The sequence below is a fragment of the Fodinibius sp. GM108 genome, assembly GCF_058386985.1.
In genome coordinates this window covers 279,353-299,634 of the sequence record NZ_JBYEIR010000003.1, presented here as the reverse complement: position 1 = coordinate 299,634, position 20,282 = coordinate 279,353, and the positions used below count along the sequence as shown (strand labels likewise).

The following is a 20,282-nucleotide window of genomic DNA, read 5'->3' as shown; positions in this document are numbered from 1 at the left end:
TTTTGTTTTATATTCGTCATTGGTTGATTGGTTTAGAGTTATTTAAAGCGTCCGCGCTTGAAACAGGTTAGTAATATGATGATAAAGTAGACGCTTATCATAGCAGTTAGCATCGGGTAAAATCCTGATCTACTTGTGGTCTCGACATCCATGTTGAGGCGTGAATTTTTGAAGACAGTATTATATAGCGCAAACGTCCGCTTGTGCTATTAAAGACCGAGCGGACGCTCGAACCAGATCATAAAATTTTTAGCAAGAAATTAATCTATGAGTACACAGAATTTAAAAGAAATCGATTTCGTCAATAAGACCACACTGGATAACGGACTCAAAATTGTTACCGAGCATGTTGACAGCGTTAAAAGTGTGGCTGTAGGTATATGGGCAAAAACCGGCAGTCGTAATGAAACTGATAATATGGCCGGCGTAACCCACTTCCTGGAACATATGCTATTTAAAGGAACCGACAAACGCTCGTCGCTGGATATCGCCATGAGTATGGAATCAGTTGGCGGATATTTGAATGCATTTACTTCATCAGAATATACCTGTTATTATTCCCGCTGTTTGAATACTCAGCTTGAACGCGCGCTGGATGTACTTTCTGATATGGTACTGCATCCGGCTTTTCCCGCCGATGAGATCGAGAAAGAGAAGAAGGTGGTAATCGAGGAGATGAAGATGTATCGTGACAGTCCTGATGATTATCTTTTTGAGCAGTTCAGTGGCCACATATTCAAAGGACATCCGCTTGGTAATTCAACACTCGGATTTGAAGATACCGTTTCGGCATTTGAGCGCCAGGATCTGTATCAATATATGGAGGAACGGTATCAGCCCTCCAATTTGCTGGTAGCAGTAGCTGGAAATGTTGACCATGGAAAAGTTGTGGATCTTGTCAGCGATTATTTCAGCGAAGTTGAACCGAAAGAAACTGTTGATAAAAATCCTCCGTTGCCTGATTATGAGCCCGATGATATCAAGCTGACAAAACCAATTGAACAAACTCATCTTATGGTCGGTCGGCGGGGCTTGGATTATAACCACGATGATAAATACCGATTGTTGTTAGCTAATACGGTATTGGGCGGTGGTATGAGCTCACGTTTACATCAGAATGTGCGCGAAAAATACGGCTACTGCTATTCTATAACGTCGTTTAATCAATCCTATCAGGATACAGGTCTTTATGGAATTTATGTGGGTACGGATAAAGACTATGTAGATCACGTTCGGGAACTGATTGCAAACGAACTCGACAAGTTAAAGCAGGAACCCATTCCTGAAAAGGAATTGTCCGAGGCAAAAGAACAGTTAAAGGGCAAACTAATGCTTTCGGTGGAGAGTATGAGCAATCGAATGTCGCGCCTGGCCAAAAGTGAAATCTATTTTAACCGCTTTGTCACGCTCGATGAACTACAGCAGAAGATAGATGAAGTCGAGGCCGATCAGGTGCAAGAGTTTGCCCGGGATTTCTTCGATAGCGATATGTTTTCAGAGGGATTATTATTGCCCGAGTCGGCATGAAATTAGCCCGTAGGACAGGCATCCTGCCCGTCAGTATTCTATTGGAAATTTTTAAGGTCGGGCAAGATGCCCGACCTACCTCTTCTTGTTTTGAATTGATTAAGTTTTATCAATAAAACTTGTGTGAGATATGCTAGTTAGCATTTCGAGTCTGATCAGAAATGATTAGTTTCGAGCTCAATATTTTTATCCAAAAGTATTAATAAAATTATTTAGTATAGCATGGTTTATATCAAGGATCTGGCTGATCACGTTGATGAAGAAGTAACATTAAAAGGATGGGTGTACAATTATCGAAGCAGTGGAAGTATCTATTTTATTGAAATGCGTGACGGTTCCGGTATTTGTCAGTGCGTGGTAGCACAGGATGCCGTAAGTGAGGATGCCTGGGAACAGACTGAAGCATTACGACAGGAAACTTCTCTTGAAATAACTGGTAATGTAGTAGAAGATGAACGCAGCATTGGCGGATATGAGCTCCAGGTTACCGATCTTAACATCTACCAGGTAGCCGAGGATTACCCGATTACACCTAAAGAGCACGGCGTTGATTTCCTGATGGAGAATCGGCATCTCTGGCTGCGGAGCCAAAAGCAGTGGGCAGCCATGCGCGTGCGAAATGAAATTATCTATGCGATCCACACTTTTTTCCAAGAGCGCGGTTTTGTTCAGATGGATGCGCCGATCTTTACCGGAAATGCTGCCGAGGGTACGACAAACCTGTTTGAAACCCAGCACTTTGAGGATGAGGCTTATCTCACGCAGTCAGGTCAGTTATATGGCGAAGCGATGGCCATGGCCCATGGACTGATTTATACCTTCGGTCCCACTTTCAGAGCCGAAAAAAGCAAGACGCGTCGCCACCTTACCGAATTCTGGATGATCGAGCCCGAGATGGCTTTTTATGATCTGAATATGAACATGGATCTGGCCGAAGATTTCGTCCGATTCATTGTAAAACGGGTACTCGACCGACGTCCCAAGGAGCTCGAAATTTTAGAGCGTGATACTTCGAAATTGCGTAAGACAGCGGAAGAAAGTTTTCCCCGCATTTCATATACCGAGGCTGTTGAGCAGCTCAGGAGCGACGATATGGCTGAGATGCTGGATCAGATGGTGGAAGATCGTAAGCAGGAAGCGGAAGATCTCAAGGAAGAGCGTGAGGAGATCGAGAAAGAACGGGGACAGGCCAAAAAGTGGCGAAAGGCACAGATCGATCAGCGTGTGAAGGAGATCGGCAAGCGGCTTGATGAAATTGAAGAAGATCTTCGTAATATTCCCGACTGGAGAGAATCGGCACTGAATTTTGAGTGGGGAGAAGACTTTGGCGGCAGTGATGAAACACTGCTTACTATGAAGTTTAACACGCCTATTTTAGTACATCGTTATCCGGCTGAAATTAAGGCTTTCTATATGAAGCGTGATTCCGAGGATGAAAAGTTGGCACTGGCGTGTGATATGCTGGCGCCTGAGGGATACGGCGAAATTATCGGCGGCAGTGAGCGTGAGGATGATCTGGAAACACTTCGAAAGCGTCTCAATGAGCACGGGCTGGACGAAGAGGTTTTCAGTTGGTACCTTGATCTGCGCAAATACGGATCGGTGCCGCACTCCGGCTTTGGTCTGGGACTTGAACGGACGGTAGCCTGGCTTTGCGGTTTGGATCACGTACGTGAAACGATTCCATTCCCCCGTATGATGGGACGACTGACTCCATAATACATGATGCGTAATGCGTGTGTTTACTACGTATCATGTATTACTTGTTTCGAATAACCGATAACTAATTAACCTATCAAGGTGGCCAAGAAAACCAGCATAGAACTCTATTCCGAGCTCCTGAATGAGTTAAAGTCAGGGGACCGGAAGCCCGTATATTTTTTCTATGGGGAAGAAGAGTTCTTTCTGGATAAGCTGCAGGAGGTTGTCGAAGGACTAATCCCCGATGATCAAAAAGATTTTAACTTTGATCTGCTCTACGGACGTGATGTAACGCCGGAGAAAGTGCTGTCGATTATTCGCAGCTATCCAATGATGGCCGAACAGCGCGTAGTCATCTTGCGCGACTTTAAAGAGCTTGAGGGTTATGGTGCCAATGCCGAGGGTTACGAGGGAGAGGTTAACGACTTAATTCCATATTTTGAGCAGCCCAATCCTACTACGTTGTTTATCTGTATTGATACTAAAAAACCGCACGGTCGTTCAAAGATTGGCAAAGTTCTAAAAAAAAGTAAGAATGTAGGTTTTCACGAATTTGAAGAAGTGCCCGACTATCGCCTTCCTGATTGGATAATGAGTTGGGCGCAAAAAAATCACAATAAAAAAATAGAGCCGCCGGCTGCCCAGATGCTGGCGCAATATGTGGGCAACAATCTTCAGTTAGTGTCCACAGAAATAGATAAAGTGTGCACTTTTGTGGACACTTCTGATACCATCAATGAGAGCCATATAAAAAAAATAATCGGTCTTTATCGCGAATATTCGGTGTTTGAGCTAAAAGACGCCATGTTTGAGCGCAATCTGGAAGAGGCCCTGTTTATTGCGGAACAGATGTTGCAACACTCTAAAGCGAACACGGGAGAGATAATTCGTTCCGTGGGGTTCTTTTACAATGTGTTTTCAAACATCTGGCAAATCCGCCGTTTAGCTGGACAGGGTAATTCCAAGCAACAAGTTCAAAATACCTTAGGTATCAATAACAATTGGTACTTCAATAAGCTTTGGAAAGACGCTTCAGCTTTTCGGCTGGACGAGATGCCCAGAATATTTGAAGCACTCTTGGATGCCGACAGAGCTTCAAAAGGTTTTACCAAGATGGACCCCGCAACGATTCTTCTCCTGATGATCAAACGGATCATCAGCTAGAAAAATACAACATCATGCTGATGACTCCGGCAATCATTAATTGCAACAAAATATTGGGGTCATTATGCAAGCGATTTCCAGAGCCGAACTTAAAAAAATGTCCGATGAGGACTTAATGGAGAAATTTCAATCTGGTTATGAGCAAGCTTTTAACTTATTAGTTGAGCGATATGAGGATCGCTTACACAACTTTTTATATCGATATACCCATAATCACCAAGACTGTGAAGATTTAGTGCAGGAAACATTTTTCCGGGTCTTTCGCAGTCGTCATTCCTACGAACGTATCGCAAAATTTTCTACATGGATGTACACCATAGCCATTAACCTGGCAAAGAGTCTTTACAAGAAGAAGAAACGCATGACAACTGTGACGATTCACAAAGATCCAGATGACTCAGAAGATCGCCCTATGAAACTGGAAGATACTGATATTCTTCCTGACGACTCTTTACATGAAAAAATGTGTATTGATGAGCTTGAAAAGGCATTGATGGAGCTCAGCGAAGACTTCCGTGAAGTAGTGGTACTGAGAGATATTCAGCAGTTATCGTATGAAGAAATTTCTGAAATTGCGGATCTGCCTATGGGTACTGTTAAGTCGCGTATCAACCGCGGACGAGCCCAATTGCAAGAATTATTAGAAAATTACGTTTATCCGGAAACAATTTCTGCATAGCTCAGTAAGAGGGTAATAGAAAAGGTACTTGAACTTGTTGATAATCTATTACCCTCTTATTATGAAATCTACTGCATTCGACTGTGACGAGATTCTCACAGAGTTTTTGACGGATTACCTCGATGGAAATTTAAGTCGTGTAGAACGACAGGCTTTTGAAGAGTATTTATCCGATAATGACGATGAGCGAAGGTTCGCCCGCAAGGCAATGAAGGGCAAGAAAGCCTTGGCACATTTCGCCGACAGAATCGATATTCCTTCTGTCACGGCTTAAGTTAGCAGGGATATCAATTTAATCCCTGAGACGATTTTAGCATCCATTAATCTTATTCCGTAGCCCTGGATAGATTGTGGATCAGAGATACTTTAACAGGCGGCTAGCCTATTTGCATACGTTGATCCCGATGACAAATCAAACATTCCCTCTCTATAATGTTTGATAAGAGATGCCATCTTTCAAGAGGTGGCATCTTTTTTATCTATACTGATCAAAAATACTTTTTAGTTCATTGTTAAAAGTATCTATATCCAAAGGAGTGGGTTCAAAATCCTGACCAGTTAGCTTTTCAAATAGTTCAGTATATCGCCGGTAGACTTTCATGCGAAATTCATCCGGCAGATCTGGCAGTGTTTGACCTTCTTTTCCCTGAAAGTTGTGATCCATCAGCCATTCGCGTAAAAACTCTTTTGACAGCTGTTTTTGAGGTTCACCTTTTTTGAGACGCTCCTCATATCCATCCGCATAAAAATAACGAGAAGAATCGGCGGTATGGACCTCATCAATAAGAGTGACCTCTCCATTATACAGACCGAATTCGTACTTCGTATCCACGAGAATAAGACCCTGATCATTAGCAATCTGCTGTCCCCGCTCAAAAACACGGAACGCTTTCTCCCGGATTTCGGCCCAGATATCAGGGTCGACTATCTCGCGGTCCAGAATTTCCTTTTCGGATATATCCTCGTCATGTCCTTCTTCGGCTTTGGTAGCAGGAGTGAGGATCGGTTCCTCAAATTTTTCATTCTCAACCATACCATCCGGCAGATCAACGCCACAAAGCGTGCGCTTACCCGATTTATAGACCCGGGCAGCATGTCCTGTAAGACATGCTCTGATTACAACTTCAATCGGGATGGGCTCGCACTTTTTGGCAATTGTCACATTCGGATGTGGCACATCAATAACATGCGTAGCTACTATATCATCAACTTTGTTAAAGGCAAAAGCAGCCAGCGAATTAAGAATCTGTCCCTTGTAAGGAATCGCTTGTTTCATAATGTGATCGAAAGCCGAAATTCGATCACTGGCCACGATGGCCAGTCTGTCATCGGCAAGGGAATAGACATCACGCACCTTTCCCCGGTATGGTTCAGGATAGCCGGGAACATCCGTTTTGGTAATACAGTTTTTGAGCGCTTGCTGGTTTATTGTTGAATTACTCACTGGATAAAATTTGAAATTAAAGCCATAAGTCCCGTAGAAAATGATAAAAGCTGGGAAGAATTTGAAATTTATTATTTAAATAAAAATACCATTTTATCTCATTCTTAAGTTCCCACTTGGGAATGTAATCTATTATTAGAAGCAGAGCTTCTTAGCGGGGGCGTTCCGAAGCAGGAGCTTCGGAACGAGCAATGAAATACAGCAACAATTCATCTTCCCTTGAGGGTCGCCGACGCCTCATAGCTATAGCGACGTGGCGAAGTGTATGTCCGACGGTTCTCAGGACGGACGAAGGGTGTAAAACATAAGCGCATCAAAAAACAGCCTCGTTATCTATCATGACCGATCACCTAAACTGGTGCAAGTTTGTAATTTGTACCAGCAGGAATATCGGCTTAATCCGCCATTAGGATTCTCATAAGCATAGGATGACATTGTTTTACTATGGCGGATCAATCACTGTAATATCAATTAATGGCACCACATTAAACTTTGCCAGACCTTGTTGAATTGCAGTTTTGATATTTTCCTTGATAGATTCTTCAGCTTCGGTACTGCCCGATTCTTTTTGAACATAAAGAATGCACAACAGAGAATTTTGTTCACTGATGTCAGCTCGCGTAAATCGTACACTCGATTCGATTAGATTTACCGTATTATCAGCTTCTATAATATTCTGTATTTCGGCGTTTGCACGCTGGGCACGACTGGAACGCTGTAAATCGGGAGATTGATGCAGCTGCAGGTACAGAATTGCTCCAAGCAAGATAGTGGTAATAAAGAGGCTCGATATAAAGATACTCTTTTTACCTCTGCTATATTTCGTTCCGCTAATATTGATGCCGAAAAACCTGAACACTAAACTACCGGTAAGATTGATCCCGATAAGCTGGAGGAATAATAAAAACACACCGCTGGTGGCCATTTCCCATTTTCCAATGGCAAGCGCCATCCCCACAATACCTGCGGGAGGAGCCAGAGAAGCGGCAACCAACATGCCTACGGCCGCTCCCGATACCAGGCTATCTCGTTCGGATTGCACAAGGTTTAATGCACCTGCGGCTCCGGCAGCCAGCGCCAAGAGAACAGCTACGGTAGAAATTTGGCTTCTGTCAACCATTAGCGGAGTGGCGATATCCTGCTGCAATATAAGGCTCAGCAGAAAGGTTCCGGCTATTGTGATGAAAATTGAGACAAAATACCTGATCATACCCTGTCTAAGAAGAGGCCAGTCTCCGCGCGCAGTTGCAATAGCTGTATTCATAGCCGGTCCGGCAAACGGGGCGATAAGCATTGCAGCTACCAACAGATAGCTGGTGTTTGTGAATAATCCTATCCAAACAACAATGCTGGTAATAATGGCATAACCAATGAAGCCTTTCCATGCCCCAATACTTTGCAGCCCGGATAGAAAGATCTCGATAGGGCTTCGCATTTCGACATCTGTAACCTGATCGGGTGCTTCATCATGAGGAGGATACAAAGCCATCACACCCCGTGGAATAAGCGTGATGTGTGCATCCTTGATATCATTCATTTCAGCAATGAAGTGCTCAACCTTGCTATTTGAGAAAGAAGCAAACACGATATCAACTTCTCCCTCGTCATCCAAGCCGTTGAGTAACGAGATATTTTTTCCGTTTAGCTGCTTTGCTTTTTCTAAGATCTCTTTTCCTTTTCCATTGGGAACCTGAGTGATTAGTGCTCTCATAAATTTGACTGGCTTAATTGTACACTCTTGACTTACTATTTATAGTGCTTTGTAAAATACTAAGTTGACCTCTGCATTTATTTCAGAGCTATTACTAAGGGCATATAAAAGCTTTTTATGAATAATCGCTTATAGATGTTGAAGGTCCTGAATCGATTTGCAGACAGGAGTCAGCATGATATTAGATGGTTTTACAAAGTTCACTATTCAGAGAAAGGGATAACAGATTTGCAAAATTTGCTGTTCCTAAACTCCACTTCAGTCATAAATTATATGGCTTTTGCCACTCGTAAGCAGAGGAGTTAACTACAGTAACATGTCAAGGAGGGGAGCTGTTTACTCTATATGAAGGATCTGGATGTTTGACCTTTTGATGTTGAAGAATCTCTTATTGAAAAAAGATATGCTCAGTATTGAGTCAATGTAGCAGATTATACTGTATAACGTTAGAATATCATTTGATCAACATCTTCCAAGATTTTATTTCAGTGCCTTAAAAAATCTCTGCAGTCTATTTACTTTCCCTTTATTTGAAAAATTATCGGAAATACTGCTACTTCTATTTTCTGACTTAGAGCGTTTGTACTCTCGTGCTGTTAACAATTCTTTCCGAATAGTAGCGCAAAGAATATTAATATCACTCTTCGATAGAAAACCCACGGCGCCGGCTTCCAGCAGATTTCTTTTAATGTCTTGGTCAATACTGGCTGAAAATCCTATAACTTTTGGCTTGTTTTTACCGCTCATAATCTCTTTTGTAGCCGTTATACCATTCTTTTTCGGCATATCCACATCCATCAATATAACATCAGGAGAAACTTCTCTTACGAGATCAACAGCTTCTTTACCATCAGTTGCTTCAGCTATTACTATCATATCATCTTCATATTCAAGAGTATCCTTGATGACATGACGCATTAACGGGTGATTATCTGCAACCAGTACTTTAATTTTCTGTTCCAACACGAAATAAACTTAATATTAGCGTTTATTGAAGATTTATATGACGAAACAACAATATTGTTCCATTTTATTTAAATATCTGTAGTTAAAGCGGTAGTATTTTTGTAATAAATTTAATACAACTCACCGGATATCCTTTTTTCATGATCTTCTGCCTATTTTCCTACCTGTTGTAACAAGCAGGAAAACTCGTCACTATATCAATAGAAAAGAGGAGGATGAGAGAACGATTTTTACACATGACGTTCGGAACTGTTATATTCCATTCCAATTTTTATAGACAGACTAACTGAAAGGAGAAGAATGAAAGAGAAAACAGAAAAATGGGCAAGTCCCAGTCTCGGGAAAGAGATGGAGCTGACTGTTTATGGTCAGTCGGGAACACCTATTATCGGATTACCAACAAGAGGAGCTACTTGCAGTCAATGGGAGAAATTCGGAATGATTGACGGCATTTCATATCAGCTGGAGAACGGGTTTAACCAGTTGTATTGTCTTTCATCCGTTGACAAAGAGAGTTTTTTAAACGAAACGGCTTCGCCCAACCAGCGAATGATCCGTCAAAAACAGTATGAATCATACCTGGTTGAAGAGGTCGTGCCATTTATTCGCGAAGAGAATAACAATCATTTTATCATCATCGCCGGTATTGATTTGGGAGGATACCATGCTATAACGACTGCGCTTAAACATCCCGCTGAGTTCGGAAAAGCAGTTGGAATAAGTGGCATTTATGACATTAATCGTTTTATGGATGGATTTTACAGTGATGAAGTGTATTACAATAATCCGATGGATTTTGTACCCAACCTGAACAATCAGCCGACCCTGAATAAAATTCGCGATATTGATTTTAGATTGGTCAGCTACGAAGCTGATGATCGCCAGGATGATGCCCAGCGGATGAGTAACGTTCTGCGTATGAAATTTATAGAACACGAGCTGGATATTTGGGGCATCGAAGATCGTGATGAATGGGATTTATGGCCTCGAATGCTAAAGACACACATCATTTAAGACATACTATGCCAGAGATTAATAAAATTCTAGTCGCCAACCGCGGCGAAATCGCACTGCGCATTATTCGAACCTGTAAAGAGCTCGACAAGAAAACGGTGGCTGTATATTCGACGCCCGATGCCGAAGCTCCGCACGTATTGCAGGCCGATGAGTCGGTCCATATTGGTCCGGCTGCTTCTTCGGAGAGCTATCTTGATATTGACAAAATTATTGAAGCTGCCAAAGATACCGCCGCTGATGCTATTCATCCGGGATATGGATTTTTGAGCGAGAACGGTGATTTCTCGGAGCGTTGTGAGGAAGAAGACATCATTTTTATTGGTCCGCGTGCCAAAGCTATTAGGCTTATGGGGGATAAAACCGCTGCCCGTGAACTGATGAGCAAGGCGGATGTCCCTTTTCCACCAGGCACAAAAAAAGAACTCAAAAACATAGAAGAAGCCGAAAAAATCGCCGATGAGATCGGTTATCCTGTGTTGGTAAAGGCAGCTGCCGGCGGTGGGGGCAAGGGCATGCGCATCGTTGAGAACAAGGATGAGTTTAAGTCTGGTATTAAAGCGGCAAAGTCGGAGGCTCGGAATGCTTTTGGCGATGACCGCGTCTATATTGAAAAGTATCTTGTCGAGCCGCGGCACGTGGAGTTTCAGATTATTGCCGACGAGCACGGAAATGTGCTCCACGTATTTGACCGCGAATGCTCTATTCAGCGGCGGCATCAGAAAGTAATCGAGGAAGCCCCGTGTTCTATTCTTACGGATGAATTGCGGGATGAAATGGCACAGGCGGCCAAGGCGGCAGCCGAAGCTGTAGATTATGTCAATGCCGGCACGATCGAGTTTCTGGTGGACGCCGACCGCAACTTCTACTTTCTCGAGATGAATACGCGGCTGCAGGTTGAACACCCTGTTACGGAGCTTATTACCGGACATGATCTGGTAGCTTTGCAGATTCTGGTTGCTGAAGGAAAAAAACTTCCGCTCTCCCAGGAGGATATCACCATGAAGGGACACGCCATCGAGAGTCGTATTTATGCCGAAGATCCGCGCGATAATTTTCTGCCCAGTACCGGTACGTTGACCAAGCATAGGATTCCATCGGGCAACGGCGTGCGTGTGGATTCCGGAGTTGAAGAAGGGCAGGAGATCACCATTAATTATGATCCTATGATATCAAAGCTTTGCACGTACGGCAACGACCGGAAGCACGCCATCAAGCGTATGCTGAGGGCTCTGGAAGAGTACGAGATCGCCGGCTGCAGGACGACGATACCGTTTTGCAGGTATGTGCTTAACCACGAATCCTTTGTCACCGGGAATTACGATACCCATTTTGTGCCCGATCATTTCAGCGCTGAAAAGTTAGACGCTGAAAATATGCTCGATAACAAGGTGAAAGCGTTGGCGGCCTCGTTGTTAAAGCTGGAAAATGGAAGCGCTGAGGAACAGCAGAAGCTCCGACAAACATCCGATAACAGCACAAACTCCCGGTGGTGGGAGCGCCGCAAACGGTAAGCTGCAGATGAAAAATATCATTAAACTCGAAGAGCTGGGTATGTTTTTACTATCGCTGCTGATGTTTATGCACAGCGGATTTGCCTGGTGGTGGTTCCCGGTCCTGTTGCTTGTTCCCGATATTTCAATGGCAGGCTATGGCATCAACAGTCGGTTCGGAGCATTACTCTATAATTTGTTTCATCATAAAGGTATAGCTGTTGTGGTTTTTGGGATTGGATATCTTGCCGGTGAACAGTATCTGGAACTTATCGGCGCAATATTGTTTGGCCACGCTTCCATGGATCGCATTTTCGGTTACGGACTGAAGTTTACGGATTCCTTTTACCACACTCACTTGGGACAGATCGGTAAAAAATGATAACTCAATTCTTTATTTTAGTTTTTGGCAATTTAATAATCTCCCCTAGAGGGGAGTGTCCCGACGGCTGTCGGGACGAGGGTGTAATCGATGAAATGGACACCTCCCGATCCAATCCTCCATCTGGTGGATTGGCCCACCCTCCTCAAGGAGGGATTTCTATTGCACAATCATGTATAGCTTCAAATCAATTGAACCCTTAACATCAATTTTCTAAAGTGGATAACAACGATCAACGGCTTTTTAGTCAGTTAAAAAAACTGGATACCGAACAGCGAAATCCCAACACCAGAGAGATTGATCTGGCTGATTCCCTGGAGATCGCCCGGCTTATCAACGAAGAGGATAAAAAAGTAGCAAACGAAGTTGAGAAAAAACTGCCGGAGATTGCCAAAGCTATTGATCTGGTTAAAGATGCCTTTGAGAAGGGCGGGCGCCTGATCTATGCCGGAGCGGGCACCAGCGGACGCCTGGGGATTCTCGATGCCGCAGAATGTCCGCCTACATTCGGATCCGAGCCGAGCCAGGTGATCGGACTTATCGCCGGCGGTAAAGATGCCGTTTTTGTGGCCCAGGAAGGGGCCGAAGACTATGAGGAGAACGGCCGCAATGCGCTCCGGGATGAAGATTTGAATGAAAAAGATGTTGTCTGCGGGTTGGCCGCCAGCGGACGAACGCCCTATGTGCATGGTGCACTTAAAGAAGCCCGGGAAAAAGGCTGCCATACCATTTTTGTAACAACAGTGCCGGGCTCCCAAATCACGATCGATGTGGATGTACTTATCGATATCCCCGTTGGTCCCGAAGTAGTGATGGGCAGTACACGTATGAAGAGTGCAACCGCCCAGAAGATGGTGCTGAATATGATTACGACCGGGGCAAACATCAGGCGCGGGAAAGTATATGAAAACGTGATGGTGGACCTGCAGCTCTCCAACCAGAAGCTGCACGAGCGGGCCAAGCGAATCATTATGATGTTTGCCGAGGTCGATTATGATCAGGCTGACCAGTTCCTGGAAGCTGCCGGCGGTCATGTAAAAACCGCGCTAGTAATGGCACTGGGAGATCTCAACAGCGAAGAGGCAAAAAAGAAACTGGATGAACATGACGGCTTTATTCGGCGTGCACTGCAGAATATTAACAGGTAATAAGCATGCTCCATGAAAACCATTTTCAGTATTGTTATATGGATTTTTTGGGCGATATTTATCTGTATCTTTTTTGTCTTGGTAGCTCTGCTGTATCTGTTGACATTCCCATTCGATCGATACAATCGCATTCCCAATAACGTATTGCGCGGACTGGCCTGGTGCATGCTCAAAATTAATCCGGGCTGGTCATTAGAAATCACGGGCGCTGATCCCAAAAAAATATCACAGCCGACAATAGTGGTAGCCAATCACCAAAGCTTTTTAGACTTACCGCTGCTGTACAGGTTGCCCTGGACGATGAAGTGGATAGCCAAGAAAGGTCTGTTTCGGATTCCTGTTTTTGGTTGGATTATTTTCATGACCGGGCAAATAGCTATTGACCGCCGCAGTTTGCGCTCAGCCCAAAAAATTGACAAGCTTGTTGATCCCATAAAAGAGGGGATTCCGGGAATGATTTTTCCCGAAGGCACCAGAACCAGGACGGGCGACCTTAAGCAGTTCAAGAACGGCGCGTTTACACTAGCCAAGCGATATAACTTTAATATTTTGCCTGTGGTGTTAGACGGCGGTTATCAGGCAATGCCATCCGGAAGCTGGAGAGTAGCGTTTAGCCAACATTTTACTATTTCGGTACTGGATCCGATTTCGCCGGAGCAGTACGAATCCGAAAAAGAAATAAAAGATGCGGTATATTTGTTAATTAAAGAGAAATTGGAACTGTTGCGGTCAATCGATTAACTGTAAAAAGGTACATTATATTTGGATGGCAAATTCAAAAATACCGATCGGGGAGAGTCACAATATCGCAATCGTATGTTGGCGTGTGTTATTGCGGCAGAAGTTATTGCCCTCGCGTTTTTTAACTTCTGGCCGGTATCCGAATCCGGCAGAGAGGTAAACCGGGATGATTTTTCAGAGGATGTGCTGGCCATTGAAGATATTGTAAGGACGGAACAGGCAACCCAGCCGGCGTCTCCTCCCAGACCCCAAATTCCGATTCCCGAACCTACCGATGAGATCATTGAAGATGAGATAGAGGAGATAGACGATCTGAATATAGTTGAAAGCTCCGATACGCTGTCGCTGGCTATGGGGGATGAAGGTGAATCAGACGAGCCTGTTGCTAATCCGCAGTCGCCGCCCAACGTTGTACGGATTGTGGAACCTACCGTCCCAGATAAGGCCAAGAAAGAAAATATTAAAGCCGAAATATGGGTTAACTTTTTGGTTGATAAAGAGGGAAGGGTGGAAGAGGCGACGATCTCCCAAATCAAGCTTTATGACCGTAGTACCGGGGAAGTGAGAGATGTGGAGAGTATCGGGTACGGACTGACCGGTGCCACTCTCAATGCCGCTCTGCAGTGGCGATTTCGTCCTGCCACAAAAAATGGTGAGCCCGTTAAAGCGTACACGAGACAGATATTTACTTTCGGATTTTCCAATTGATATCAGTCGCATTTTAACCTATATTTGCGTTCTGTTTTGGAGAGGTGGCCGAGCGGTCGAAGGCGCACGCTTGGAAAGCGTGTGTGCGTCTAGCGCGTACCGAGGGTTCGAATCCCTCCCTCTCCGCAAATTCGCTTTTCGACGAACATCGGAGGGCAAACCTACCTTAAACGCTCATAGTGCTAAGAGGCTAAAGACTCACGTGGCACGTCATAACCTTTGCCACGGCAATTACGCTTGGCCACGGTATGCCTATTGAGTCTGTTCAAAAGATGATGGGTCATTCCGATAGCCGTTCCACAGAACACTACTCCAGAGTAACAAACCCATAAATTAACGAATGATTTCAAGGAGTTGAGGAGGAGAATCAAAGCTTCCTAATAGAAATAGGCGGGGTCTAATCGCCCCCGCTTTTTAAATGTACCTGCATCTCTCATAAGAAATGGTTAGAATTGTTACAATTGTAAAATGTTGATTTTTAAGCCCACAGCTGGATTTTTCAAATTCTTAAGTTAATTGGAAACAAGTTTTATGGAAGACATAACACCCTTTCTGATTGAATTTAAATGGCCTGTATTTTCACCGCCTGCGAGGTGACCATTCTCCCGCAATTCGTCGTCGTATATAAAACACTCATCTATAAAAGTATTTTGTTCGCTTTCAGACATTGTTTCCCAAACTTCTTCATCCATATAGCCAAGGCAAATGTATTTCATAGCGATCCACCTGTGTGGTTTATGAATTTGACACGTTTGTTCAGCGGTCAGTCAGCTATCAGCCTTGTCAATACTGCCACTGCTGATAGCTGAATGCTGACAGCTTTATAAGATGATTCTTAACTCTTAAACGTTCTCAAATCTGTTTTAAAGCTTACTGTTTTGCCTTACTGCGTTCAATAGCTTCTTTTACAGCCGGATTATCCACCGTATCGCGGATCTCTTCCGGAAAGTCCTCTTCTTCAAATATCTGGCGAATCTCAATAACGTCACCCTCGGCGGCGGGACATTTTGTGGCCCATTCAACGGCTTCCTCTTTCGAGTTTACGTCGATCACCCAATAGCCGCCGATGACCTCCTTGGCCTCTGCAAATGGTCCGTCGGTTACTGTAGGTTCTTCGCCTTTGAATGACACTCGTGCACCTCTCGTATCGGGATGTAACCCGTCGAGCGCAACAAGGACACCGGCATTTGCCAGTTCTTCATTGAATTTCATCATCGCCTCAATCGCTTCGGCAGGGGGTGCAAATTCTTCACCTGCTTTTTCATCATCAGGGGTACCGGGTTGATAGACTTTTGGGATCATAAACATCATAAACTTCATGGTTGTGTCTCCTATATATTTAATTGGAATTTATAGTTGGTACTCATTAAGTAGTCGAACAGCATCGGTGGAAATCGACACCGGATTTAAAAAAAAGATTGATTTTAATTACGGCCTTCTTACCTATCTCAAATTAGGTTAATGACTACCTGCAACTTGTGTTCTGATATCGGCTATTTTTGATTGCCCCATTTTTTTCCACAGAAAATACGATAGAAACATAACTGCAAGATATACCAATGGAACAATGACCACTAATATCTCTCCAACATAAATTCCAGAGGCAGATGCTCCTATGAAATCAAATGCGAAGCCGGCGTAAGCCCATTCCTTAATCGTTTTAAATGTTTCCAGAACTAATATAATCGCTCCTAAAATTTTGGCTACTCCCAGGATAGTTAACAGGTACATTGGGTATCCCAGAAGGGTGAAAACTTCCCTGCTTCCTTGAGTCGGTATTAGTTGTGCAATTCCGGATTGCAACATGGCCAGCACGAAAAGAATGGTAACTGTCCAATAAACAATTTTGATTTTTTTCATGATAGTCCCTTGATATTTTGGGATTTGACTTTGTTGTGTTCACCAGGTAGTCGAACGGCAGACGAAGAAATCGACAGCAGATAGATAATTCTTTTAAATTATTTTTCCGGGGGATACGTTGTGAGTTTGAGTTATCCAGCCAGTTCCACAAGCTTTCGTTCGATAAATCGCTGTTCCGGTTCCTGTTGTGCGAGGTTAAGGGCGTGTTCCCATGATGCCCGGGCTTCTTTTGTCCGATCCAGTTTGCACAACAGCTCCGCCCGGGCCGAGTAGGCAAGATGGTAGTCGGTTAACTCCCCGCGATCCAAAATTTCGTCTACCTGTTGCAATCCTGCCGCAGGACCCTCACACATAGCTATGGCGACGGCATGGTTTAATTCAATAACAGGAGAGGGATTTATACGCAGTAACAGGCTATACAATCCGACAACCTGTGCCCAATCCGTATTATCGGAAATCTTTGCCTCGGCGTGCACGGCTGCGATAGCGGCCTGCAGGGTATAGGGACCGATCCTGCTGGATGAAAAAGCCTGCTTCACCAGTGATAATCCCTCCTCAATCATGTCGTGATCCCAAAGCGAACGGTCCTGATCTTCCAGAAGAACGAGATCGCCCTCTGGGGTTGTGCGGGCCGGTCGTCGGGATTCATGCAGCAGCATTAGGGCAAGCAGTCCCCGAATTTCCGGATCGGGCAGCAGATCAAACAGCAGACGTCCGAGACGGATAGATTCACTTGTAAGGTCGATGCGGGTCACTGATTCGCCCGATGATGCGTAATAGCCTTCGTTGAATACCAGGTAAATGACCTGAAGTACGGGCTCGAGCCGGTCCGACAGTTCATGCTCCGGCGGTACTTCAAATGGTATGTTCGTCTCACGGATTTTTGCCTTGGCCCGGACAATTCGTTGTGCCAGGGTAGGAGGTTTGACCAGAAAAGCACGGGCGATCTCTTCCGTAGTCAGATCACAAACCTCGCGCAGGGTCATGGCCACACGTGCGTCGGAAGAGAGGACAGGGTGACAGCAGGTGAAGATAAGACGGAGTATATCATCATCGATCTTTTTATCCACCTGGGCAGATGGGTCGTCCGTATCGGCTTCAATTTGTCGGGCACGTTCCGTCTGCAACGGGTCGAATCTTGACTGACGTCGCATACGATCGATCGCTTTAAACCGGCCGGTGGAAATAAGCCAGGCTCTCGGATTAGAAGGGATACCTTTTTCCTCCCATTGTTCCAGTGCTGCTTTGAAAGCATCATGCATGGCGTCTTCTGCAAGATCAAAATCTCCAAGCAGGCGGATCAGAATAGCAAATACCCGGCGCGACTCTTTACGATAAATCTTGTCCAGTAGCTGAGGGATATGGTCAGGAGAATTTTGCATGATCGTTCATTCGCTTTTAGATTATTCACGCTGCTTTTACTTGTCAAAAGGTCTTTAATGAAGTTTAGTCTACATATTACCGTTGTAAAACACATTCCATTTATGACCGTCCGGGTCTGCAAAACCGCATCCGTACCACCCCTTCTGAAATATTTCCTGAGGCTCACTGAAAATAGCCCCACCAGCTTTTTTGACTGTTTCGGCCCATTGGTCTACTTCTTCCTTGCTGTCTGCCGAAAGGGTGAACATCACTTCATTACCCTGGCTCAAATCGGCTATTTCGCCTCCTATTGATTTCTTAAACTGATCACTATCTCTCGAGAAGAAATGGACCACGAAATCGTCCTCACCGACCAAAAAGCTGGCCAATTCATATTGATTGGGAAACTCTCCATTAGGTTTGAACCCCAATGCTTTGTAAAACTCATGGGTTCTTTCCACATCTTCTACCGACAGGTTTGCCCAAACTTTTTTTGGTTTCATATAATTGCTCGTCATTAATTAAAATTGATACTTGCATTGTATGGATTTGGGAGGTTATTATCAGAGTGGAAATACGACATCTTAACGGGTTAATTGCGACATACATATCTTCTCTTTTTGAAGTTTTATTGAATAATAAAGATTAGATTTCTTGCTTTGCCAGTAAGTGTAAAGGATAATGAAGAATGATTCCTAAAATAACACTAAGAGAGAATACTAAATTTGAAAAAAGAAAATCATTTCCACTGACTATTAGCTTATTTTGTTGATGAAATCTGGGAATTAAATCGATAGAGGAAGACGGGTACTTGAATATTTAATATACGGCAAATAAGCTTTACAGCTTTTTTAAGGAGGGACAAACCAGTGTGAAATTATATCAAATATATCCACCGATTTTACACTTGGTTAGTTAACCCAATACTTTTTTAATATAGGACTAAATCACCTGTAAAATAGCTGGTAGAAATAATTACGGACAAATACCATCTACAAGTCAAAATCGATGTCACTTCTTTTTTCAACCAACTGAAATAATTTACTTGGCCTGACACCTAGTGCACTTGCTATTTTTGAAACGGTTATGATAGAGGGGATTTTGTATCCGTTCTCAACTTCAGAAACGTAAGATCTGTCCAGGTTGCCTATTTCTGCTAGTTTTTCTTGTGATATACTCCTCTCACGTCGTAATTCTCTTACAATTGCACCGAAACCTTTCGCTATCTCCTTTTCTTTTTTCATTTGGTAAAGAAAGAGGAAACTGTATTTTTAGGCCACGGGCTATAGCCCACAAAGTGACTGGGTTTAAATGGTTAACAGGAGTTATGTGTTCCATTTTGATGGCTTACATTGATAGGTAAGATGTGGCTAAAAAAGAATGGACCTTTATGAGTGACTAAGGCCACTTTAGCTATAAAATAGTAAAGAAGTGAGACGGAAAATTAGGATATTGATTGCAGATGACCACCCGTTGATGCGACAGGTTACCAGAAACAGACTTGAGAGAGAGGATGATTTCGTGGTAATAGCTGAAGCAACGAATGGAGTGGAAGCTGTTGAATTTTCACATGAACTTTCACCAGATGTGATTTTGATGGATATTAATATGCCTAAGATGGATGGCATTGCAGCTACGAAGGAAATCATAGCCAACAGCAATCAGGCGGTGATCATCGGGTTCTCACTGCATAACCATGAATTTGCTATCAACGGTATGTTACAGGCTGGTGCTGTGGCTTATCATACAAAGACTGAAAGTTTAGATATTCTTTGTACAACTATCCGGAAGAGGATTATTTAGTATCGTCGGCTTTAACTGGGTCCCCTGATATTACTCTTATCCAGCATGTACTTCTTAGAGAGCAGATATTACCAACTGCTCTTGGATGATGTAATAAAATGAAAAGAAGCCCTAAAAATTTACTGGATGGAATATCAAGCTTATCCTAGCCTTGACAATGGTTTTTTTACTGTATGTACTATCTTCTATCATAATTGCCGAAGCTTGATGAATAAACTTTTCCTTTTTTAGTTGGTCAATCTCGCCATTTCTGTTTTGTTGTTTTTGCTCATTCATTTTTAGTTGATTAGCCAATAGAAGCATCTCTTTTCTGCACCTGATGATATCAATACCCATAACTAAAATATTTTAAGTTATGATTTCCCTAAAGCCCTATTTTTTAAAAAAAATATTCTCCTACTTGATATTTATTAATATAGAATAGTGAATATTTATTAAATTTCAAATCCGATAGGAATTTCTTGACACTAAGTACCATTTTGGGCGGGAAAGAGAGCTTGAACGTGCTTAATCAGCACGGATGGCTTTCAGCGGAAGGTTGCACGTTACTACCATATTATATTTAGTTTCTTTAGCTTT

Annotated in this window: 22 protein-coding genes and 1 tRNA gene; 13 read left to right on the top strand and 10 right to left on the bottom strand. The window is 43.5% G+C overall.

Features of this window, described 5'->3' with window-relative positions; genetic code table 11:
* The first annotated feature begins 267 nt into the window (after positions 1 to 267).
* The 5 genes from ACT3ID_RS07230 to ACT3ID_RS07210 all read left to right on the top strand — a co-directional run bounded on the left by ACT3ID_RS07230 (position 268) and on the right by ACT3ID_RS07210 (position 5,345).
* Complete coding sequence (locus ACT3ID_RS07230; protein ID WP_491541332.1) at positions 268 to 1,527, top strand: M16 family metallopeptidase; 1,260 nt, start codon at positions 268 to 270, stop codon at positions 1,525 to 1,527.
* Between the two features lie 222 nt (positions 1,528 to 1,749).
* Positions 1,750 to 3,246 carry an asparagine--tRNA ligase gene (locus ACT3ID_RS07225; RefSeq protein ID WP_491541331.1) on the top strand — a complete coding sequence of 499 codons (1,497 nt, stop codon included), beginning with the start codon at positions 1,750 to 1,752 and terminating at the stop codon, positions 3,244 to 3,246.
* 81 nt (positions 3,247 to 3,327) lie between these two features.
* On the top strand, positions 3,328 to 4,392 hold the full coding sequence (holA, locus tag ACT3ID_RS07220; protein ID WP_491541330.1) for a DNA polymerase III subunit delta: 1,065 nt from the start codon (positions 3,328 to 3,330) through the stop codon (positions 4,390 to 4,392).
* 64 nt (positions 4,393 to 4,456) lie between these two features.
* Positions 4,457 to 5,071 (top strand): sigma-70 family RNA polymerase sigma factor, encoded by a 615-nt coding sequence (locus ACT3ID_RS07215; RefSeq protein ID WP_491541329.1) that lies wholly within the window; start codon positions 4,457 to 4,459, stop codon positions 5,069 to 5,071.
* Positions 5,072 to 5,132: 61 nt separating this feature from the next.
* Positions 5,133 to 5,345 (top strand): anti-sigma factor, encoded by a 213-nt coding sequence (locus ACT3ID_RS07210; RefSeq protein WP_491541328.1) that lies wholly within the window; start codon positions 5,133 to 5,135, stop codon positions 5,343 to 5,345.
* A gap of 201 nt (positions 5,346 to 5,546) precedes the next feature.
* Here the strand turns inward: ACT3ID_RS07210 and ACT3ID_RS07205 are convergent, their stop codons facing one another.
* From ACT3ID_RS07205 to ACT3ID_RS07195, 3 genes are all read right to left on the bottom strand, one after another.
* Positions 5,547 to 6,515 (bottom strand): phosphoribosylaminoimidazolesuccinocarboxamide synthase, encoded by a 969-nt coding sequence (locus ACT3ID_RS07205; RefSeq protein ID WP_491541327.1) that lies wholly within the window; start codon positions 6,513 to 6,515, stop codon positions 5,547 to 5,549.
* Positions 6,516 to 6,957: 442 nt separating this feature from the next.
* Positions 6,958 to 8,226, bottom strand: coding sequence for a TIGR00341 family protein (locus ACT3ID_RS07200; RefSeq protein ID WP_491541326.1), 1,269 nt, complete (start codon positions 8,224 to 8,226; stop codon positions 6,958 to 6,960).
* 480 nt (positions 8,227 to 8,706) lie between these two features.
* A complete protein-coding gene (locus ACT3ID_RS07195; protein WP_491541325.1) occupies positions 8,707 to 9,189 on the bottom strand; it encodes a response regulator in 483 nt (160 codons plus the stop codon).
* 303 nt (positions 9,190 to 9,492) lie between these two features.
* Here ACT3ID_RS07195 and ACT3ID_RS07190 point away from each other — a divergent pair, with 303 nt between their 5' ends.
* From ACT3ID_RS07190 to ACT3ID_RS07160, 7 genes are all read left to right on the top strand, one after another.
* On the top strand, positions 9,493 to 10,206 hold the full coding sequence (locus tag ACT3ID_RS07190) for an esterase family protein (protein WP_491541324.1): 714 nt from the start codon (positions 9,493 to 9,495) through the stop codon (positions 10,204 to 10,206).
* Positions 10,207 to 10,214: 8 nt separating this feature from the next.
* Positions 10,215 to 11,720 carry an acetyl-CoA carboxylase biotin carboxylase subunit gene (accC, locus tag ACT3ID_RS07185; RefSeq protein WP_491541323.1) on the top strand — a complete coding sequence of 502 codons (1,506 nt, stop codon included), beginning with the start codon at positions 10,215 to 10,217 and terminating at the stop codon, positions 11,718 to 11,720.
* A 7-nt stretch (positions 11,721 to 11,727) separates the two neighbouring features.
* Positions 11,728 to 12,081 (top strand): DUF4260 domain-containing protein, encoded by a 354-nt coding sequence (locus ACT3ID_RS07180; protein ID WP_491541322.1) that lies wholly within the window; start codon positions 11,728 to 11,730, stop codon positions 12,079 to 12,081.
* A 218-nt stretch (positions 12,082 to 12,299) separates the two neighbouring features.
* Positions 12,300 to 13,229, top strand: coding sequence for an N-acetylmuramic acid 6-phosphate etherase (murQ, locus tag ACT3ID_RS07175; protein WP_491541321.1), 930 nt, complete (start codon positions 12,300 to 12,302; stop codon positions 13,227 to 13,229).
* A gap of 12 nt (positions 13,230 to 13,241) precedes the next feature.
* Complete coding sequence (locus ACT3ID_RS07170; protein WP_491541320.1) at positions 13,242 to 13,970, top strand: lysophospholipid acyltransferase family protein; 729 nt, start codon at positions 13,242 to 13,244, stop codon at positions 13,968 to 13,970.
* Between the two features lie 21 nt (positions 13,971 to 13,991).
* Positions 13,992 to 14,678 (top strand): energy transducer TonB, encoded by a 687-nt coding sequence (locus ACT3ID_RS07165; RefSeq protein ID WP_491541319.1) that lies wholly within the window; start codon positions 13,992 to 13,994, stop codon positions 14,676 to 14,678.
* A gap of 38 nt (positions 14,679 to 14,716) precedes the next feature.
* Positions 14,717 to 14,804, top strand: a tRNA-Ser gene (locus ACT3ID_RS07160).
* 386 nt (positions 14,805 to 15,190) lie between these two features.
* On the opposite strand, the gene ACT3ID_RS07155 is transcribed toward ACT3ID_RS07160, so the two are convergent.
* From ACT3ID_RS07155 to ACT3ID_RS07130, 6 genes are all read right to left on the bottom strand, one after another.
* Positions 15,191 to 15,370 carry a hypothetical protein gene (locus ACT3ID_RS07155; protein ID WP_491541318.1) on the bottom strand — a complete coding sequence of 60 codons (180 nt, stop codon included), beginning with the start codon at positions 15,368 to 15,370 and terminating at the stop codon, positions 15,191 to 15,193.
* A 178-nt stretch (positions 15,371 to 15,548) separates the two neighbouring features.
* The gene (locus ACT3ID_RS07150; RefSeq protein ID WP_491541317.1) at positions 15,549 to 15,998 is read right to left on the bottom strand and encodes a YciI family protein; all 450 of its coding nucleotides are present in this window, start codon (positions 15,996 to 15,998) and stop codon (positions 15,549 to 15,551) included.
* A 138-nt stretch (positions 15,999 to 16,136) separates the two neighbouring features.
* Entirely contained in the window at positions 16,137 to 16,538 is a 402-nt protein-coding gene (locus ACT3ID_RS07145) for a DoxX family protein (RefSeq protein ID WP_491541316.1), read from the bottom strand.
* A 131-nt stretch (positions 16,539 to 16,669) separates the two neighbouring features.
* Positions 16,670 to 17,920: an RNA polymerase sigma factor gene (locus tag ACT3ID_RS07140; RefSeq protein ID WP_491541315.1), complete on the bottom strand. Its 1,251-nt coding sequence runs from the start codon at positions 17,918 to 17,920 to the stop codon at positions 16,670 to 16,672.
* A gap of 69 nt (positions 17,921 to 17,989) precedes the next feature.
* The gene (locus tag ACT3ID_RS07135) at positions 17,990 to 18,403 is read right to left on the bottom strand and encodes a VOC family protein (protein WP_491541314.1); all 414 of its coding nucleotides are present in this window, start codon (positions 18,401 to 18,403) and stop codon (positions 17,990 to 17,992) included.
* Positions 18,404 to 18,892: 489 nt separating this feature from the next.
* Complete coding sequence (locus ACT3ID_RS07130) at positions 18,893 to 19,144, bottom strand: helix-turn-helix domain-containing protein (protein ID WP_491541313.1); 252 nt, start codon at positions 19,142 to 19,144, stop codon at positions 18,893 to 18,895.
* Positions 19,145 to 19,331: 187 nt separating this feature from the next.
* On the opposite strand from ACT3ID_RS07130, the gene ACT3ID_RS07125 reads away from it, so the two are divergent.
* A complete protein-coding gene (locus tag ACT3ID_RS07125; RefSeq protein ID WP_491541312.1) occupies positions 19,332 to 19,703 on the top strand; it encodes a response regulator in 372 nt (123 codons plus the stop codon).
* A gap of 111 nt (positions 19,704 to 19,814) precedes the next feature.
* On the opposite strand, the gene ACT3ID_RS07120 is transcribed toward ACT3ID_RS07125, so the two are convergent.
* A complete protein-coding gene (locus ACT3ID_RS07120; RefSeq protein WP_491541311.1) occupies positions 19,815 to 20,039 on the bottom strand; it encodes a hypothetical protein in 225 nt (74 codons plus the stop codon).
* Positions 20,040 to 20,282 lie beyond the last annotated feature (243 nt).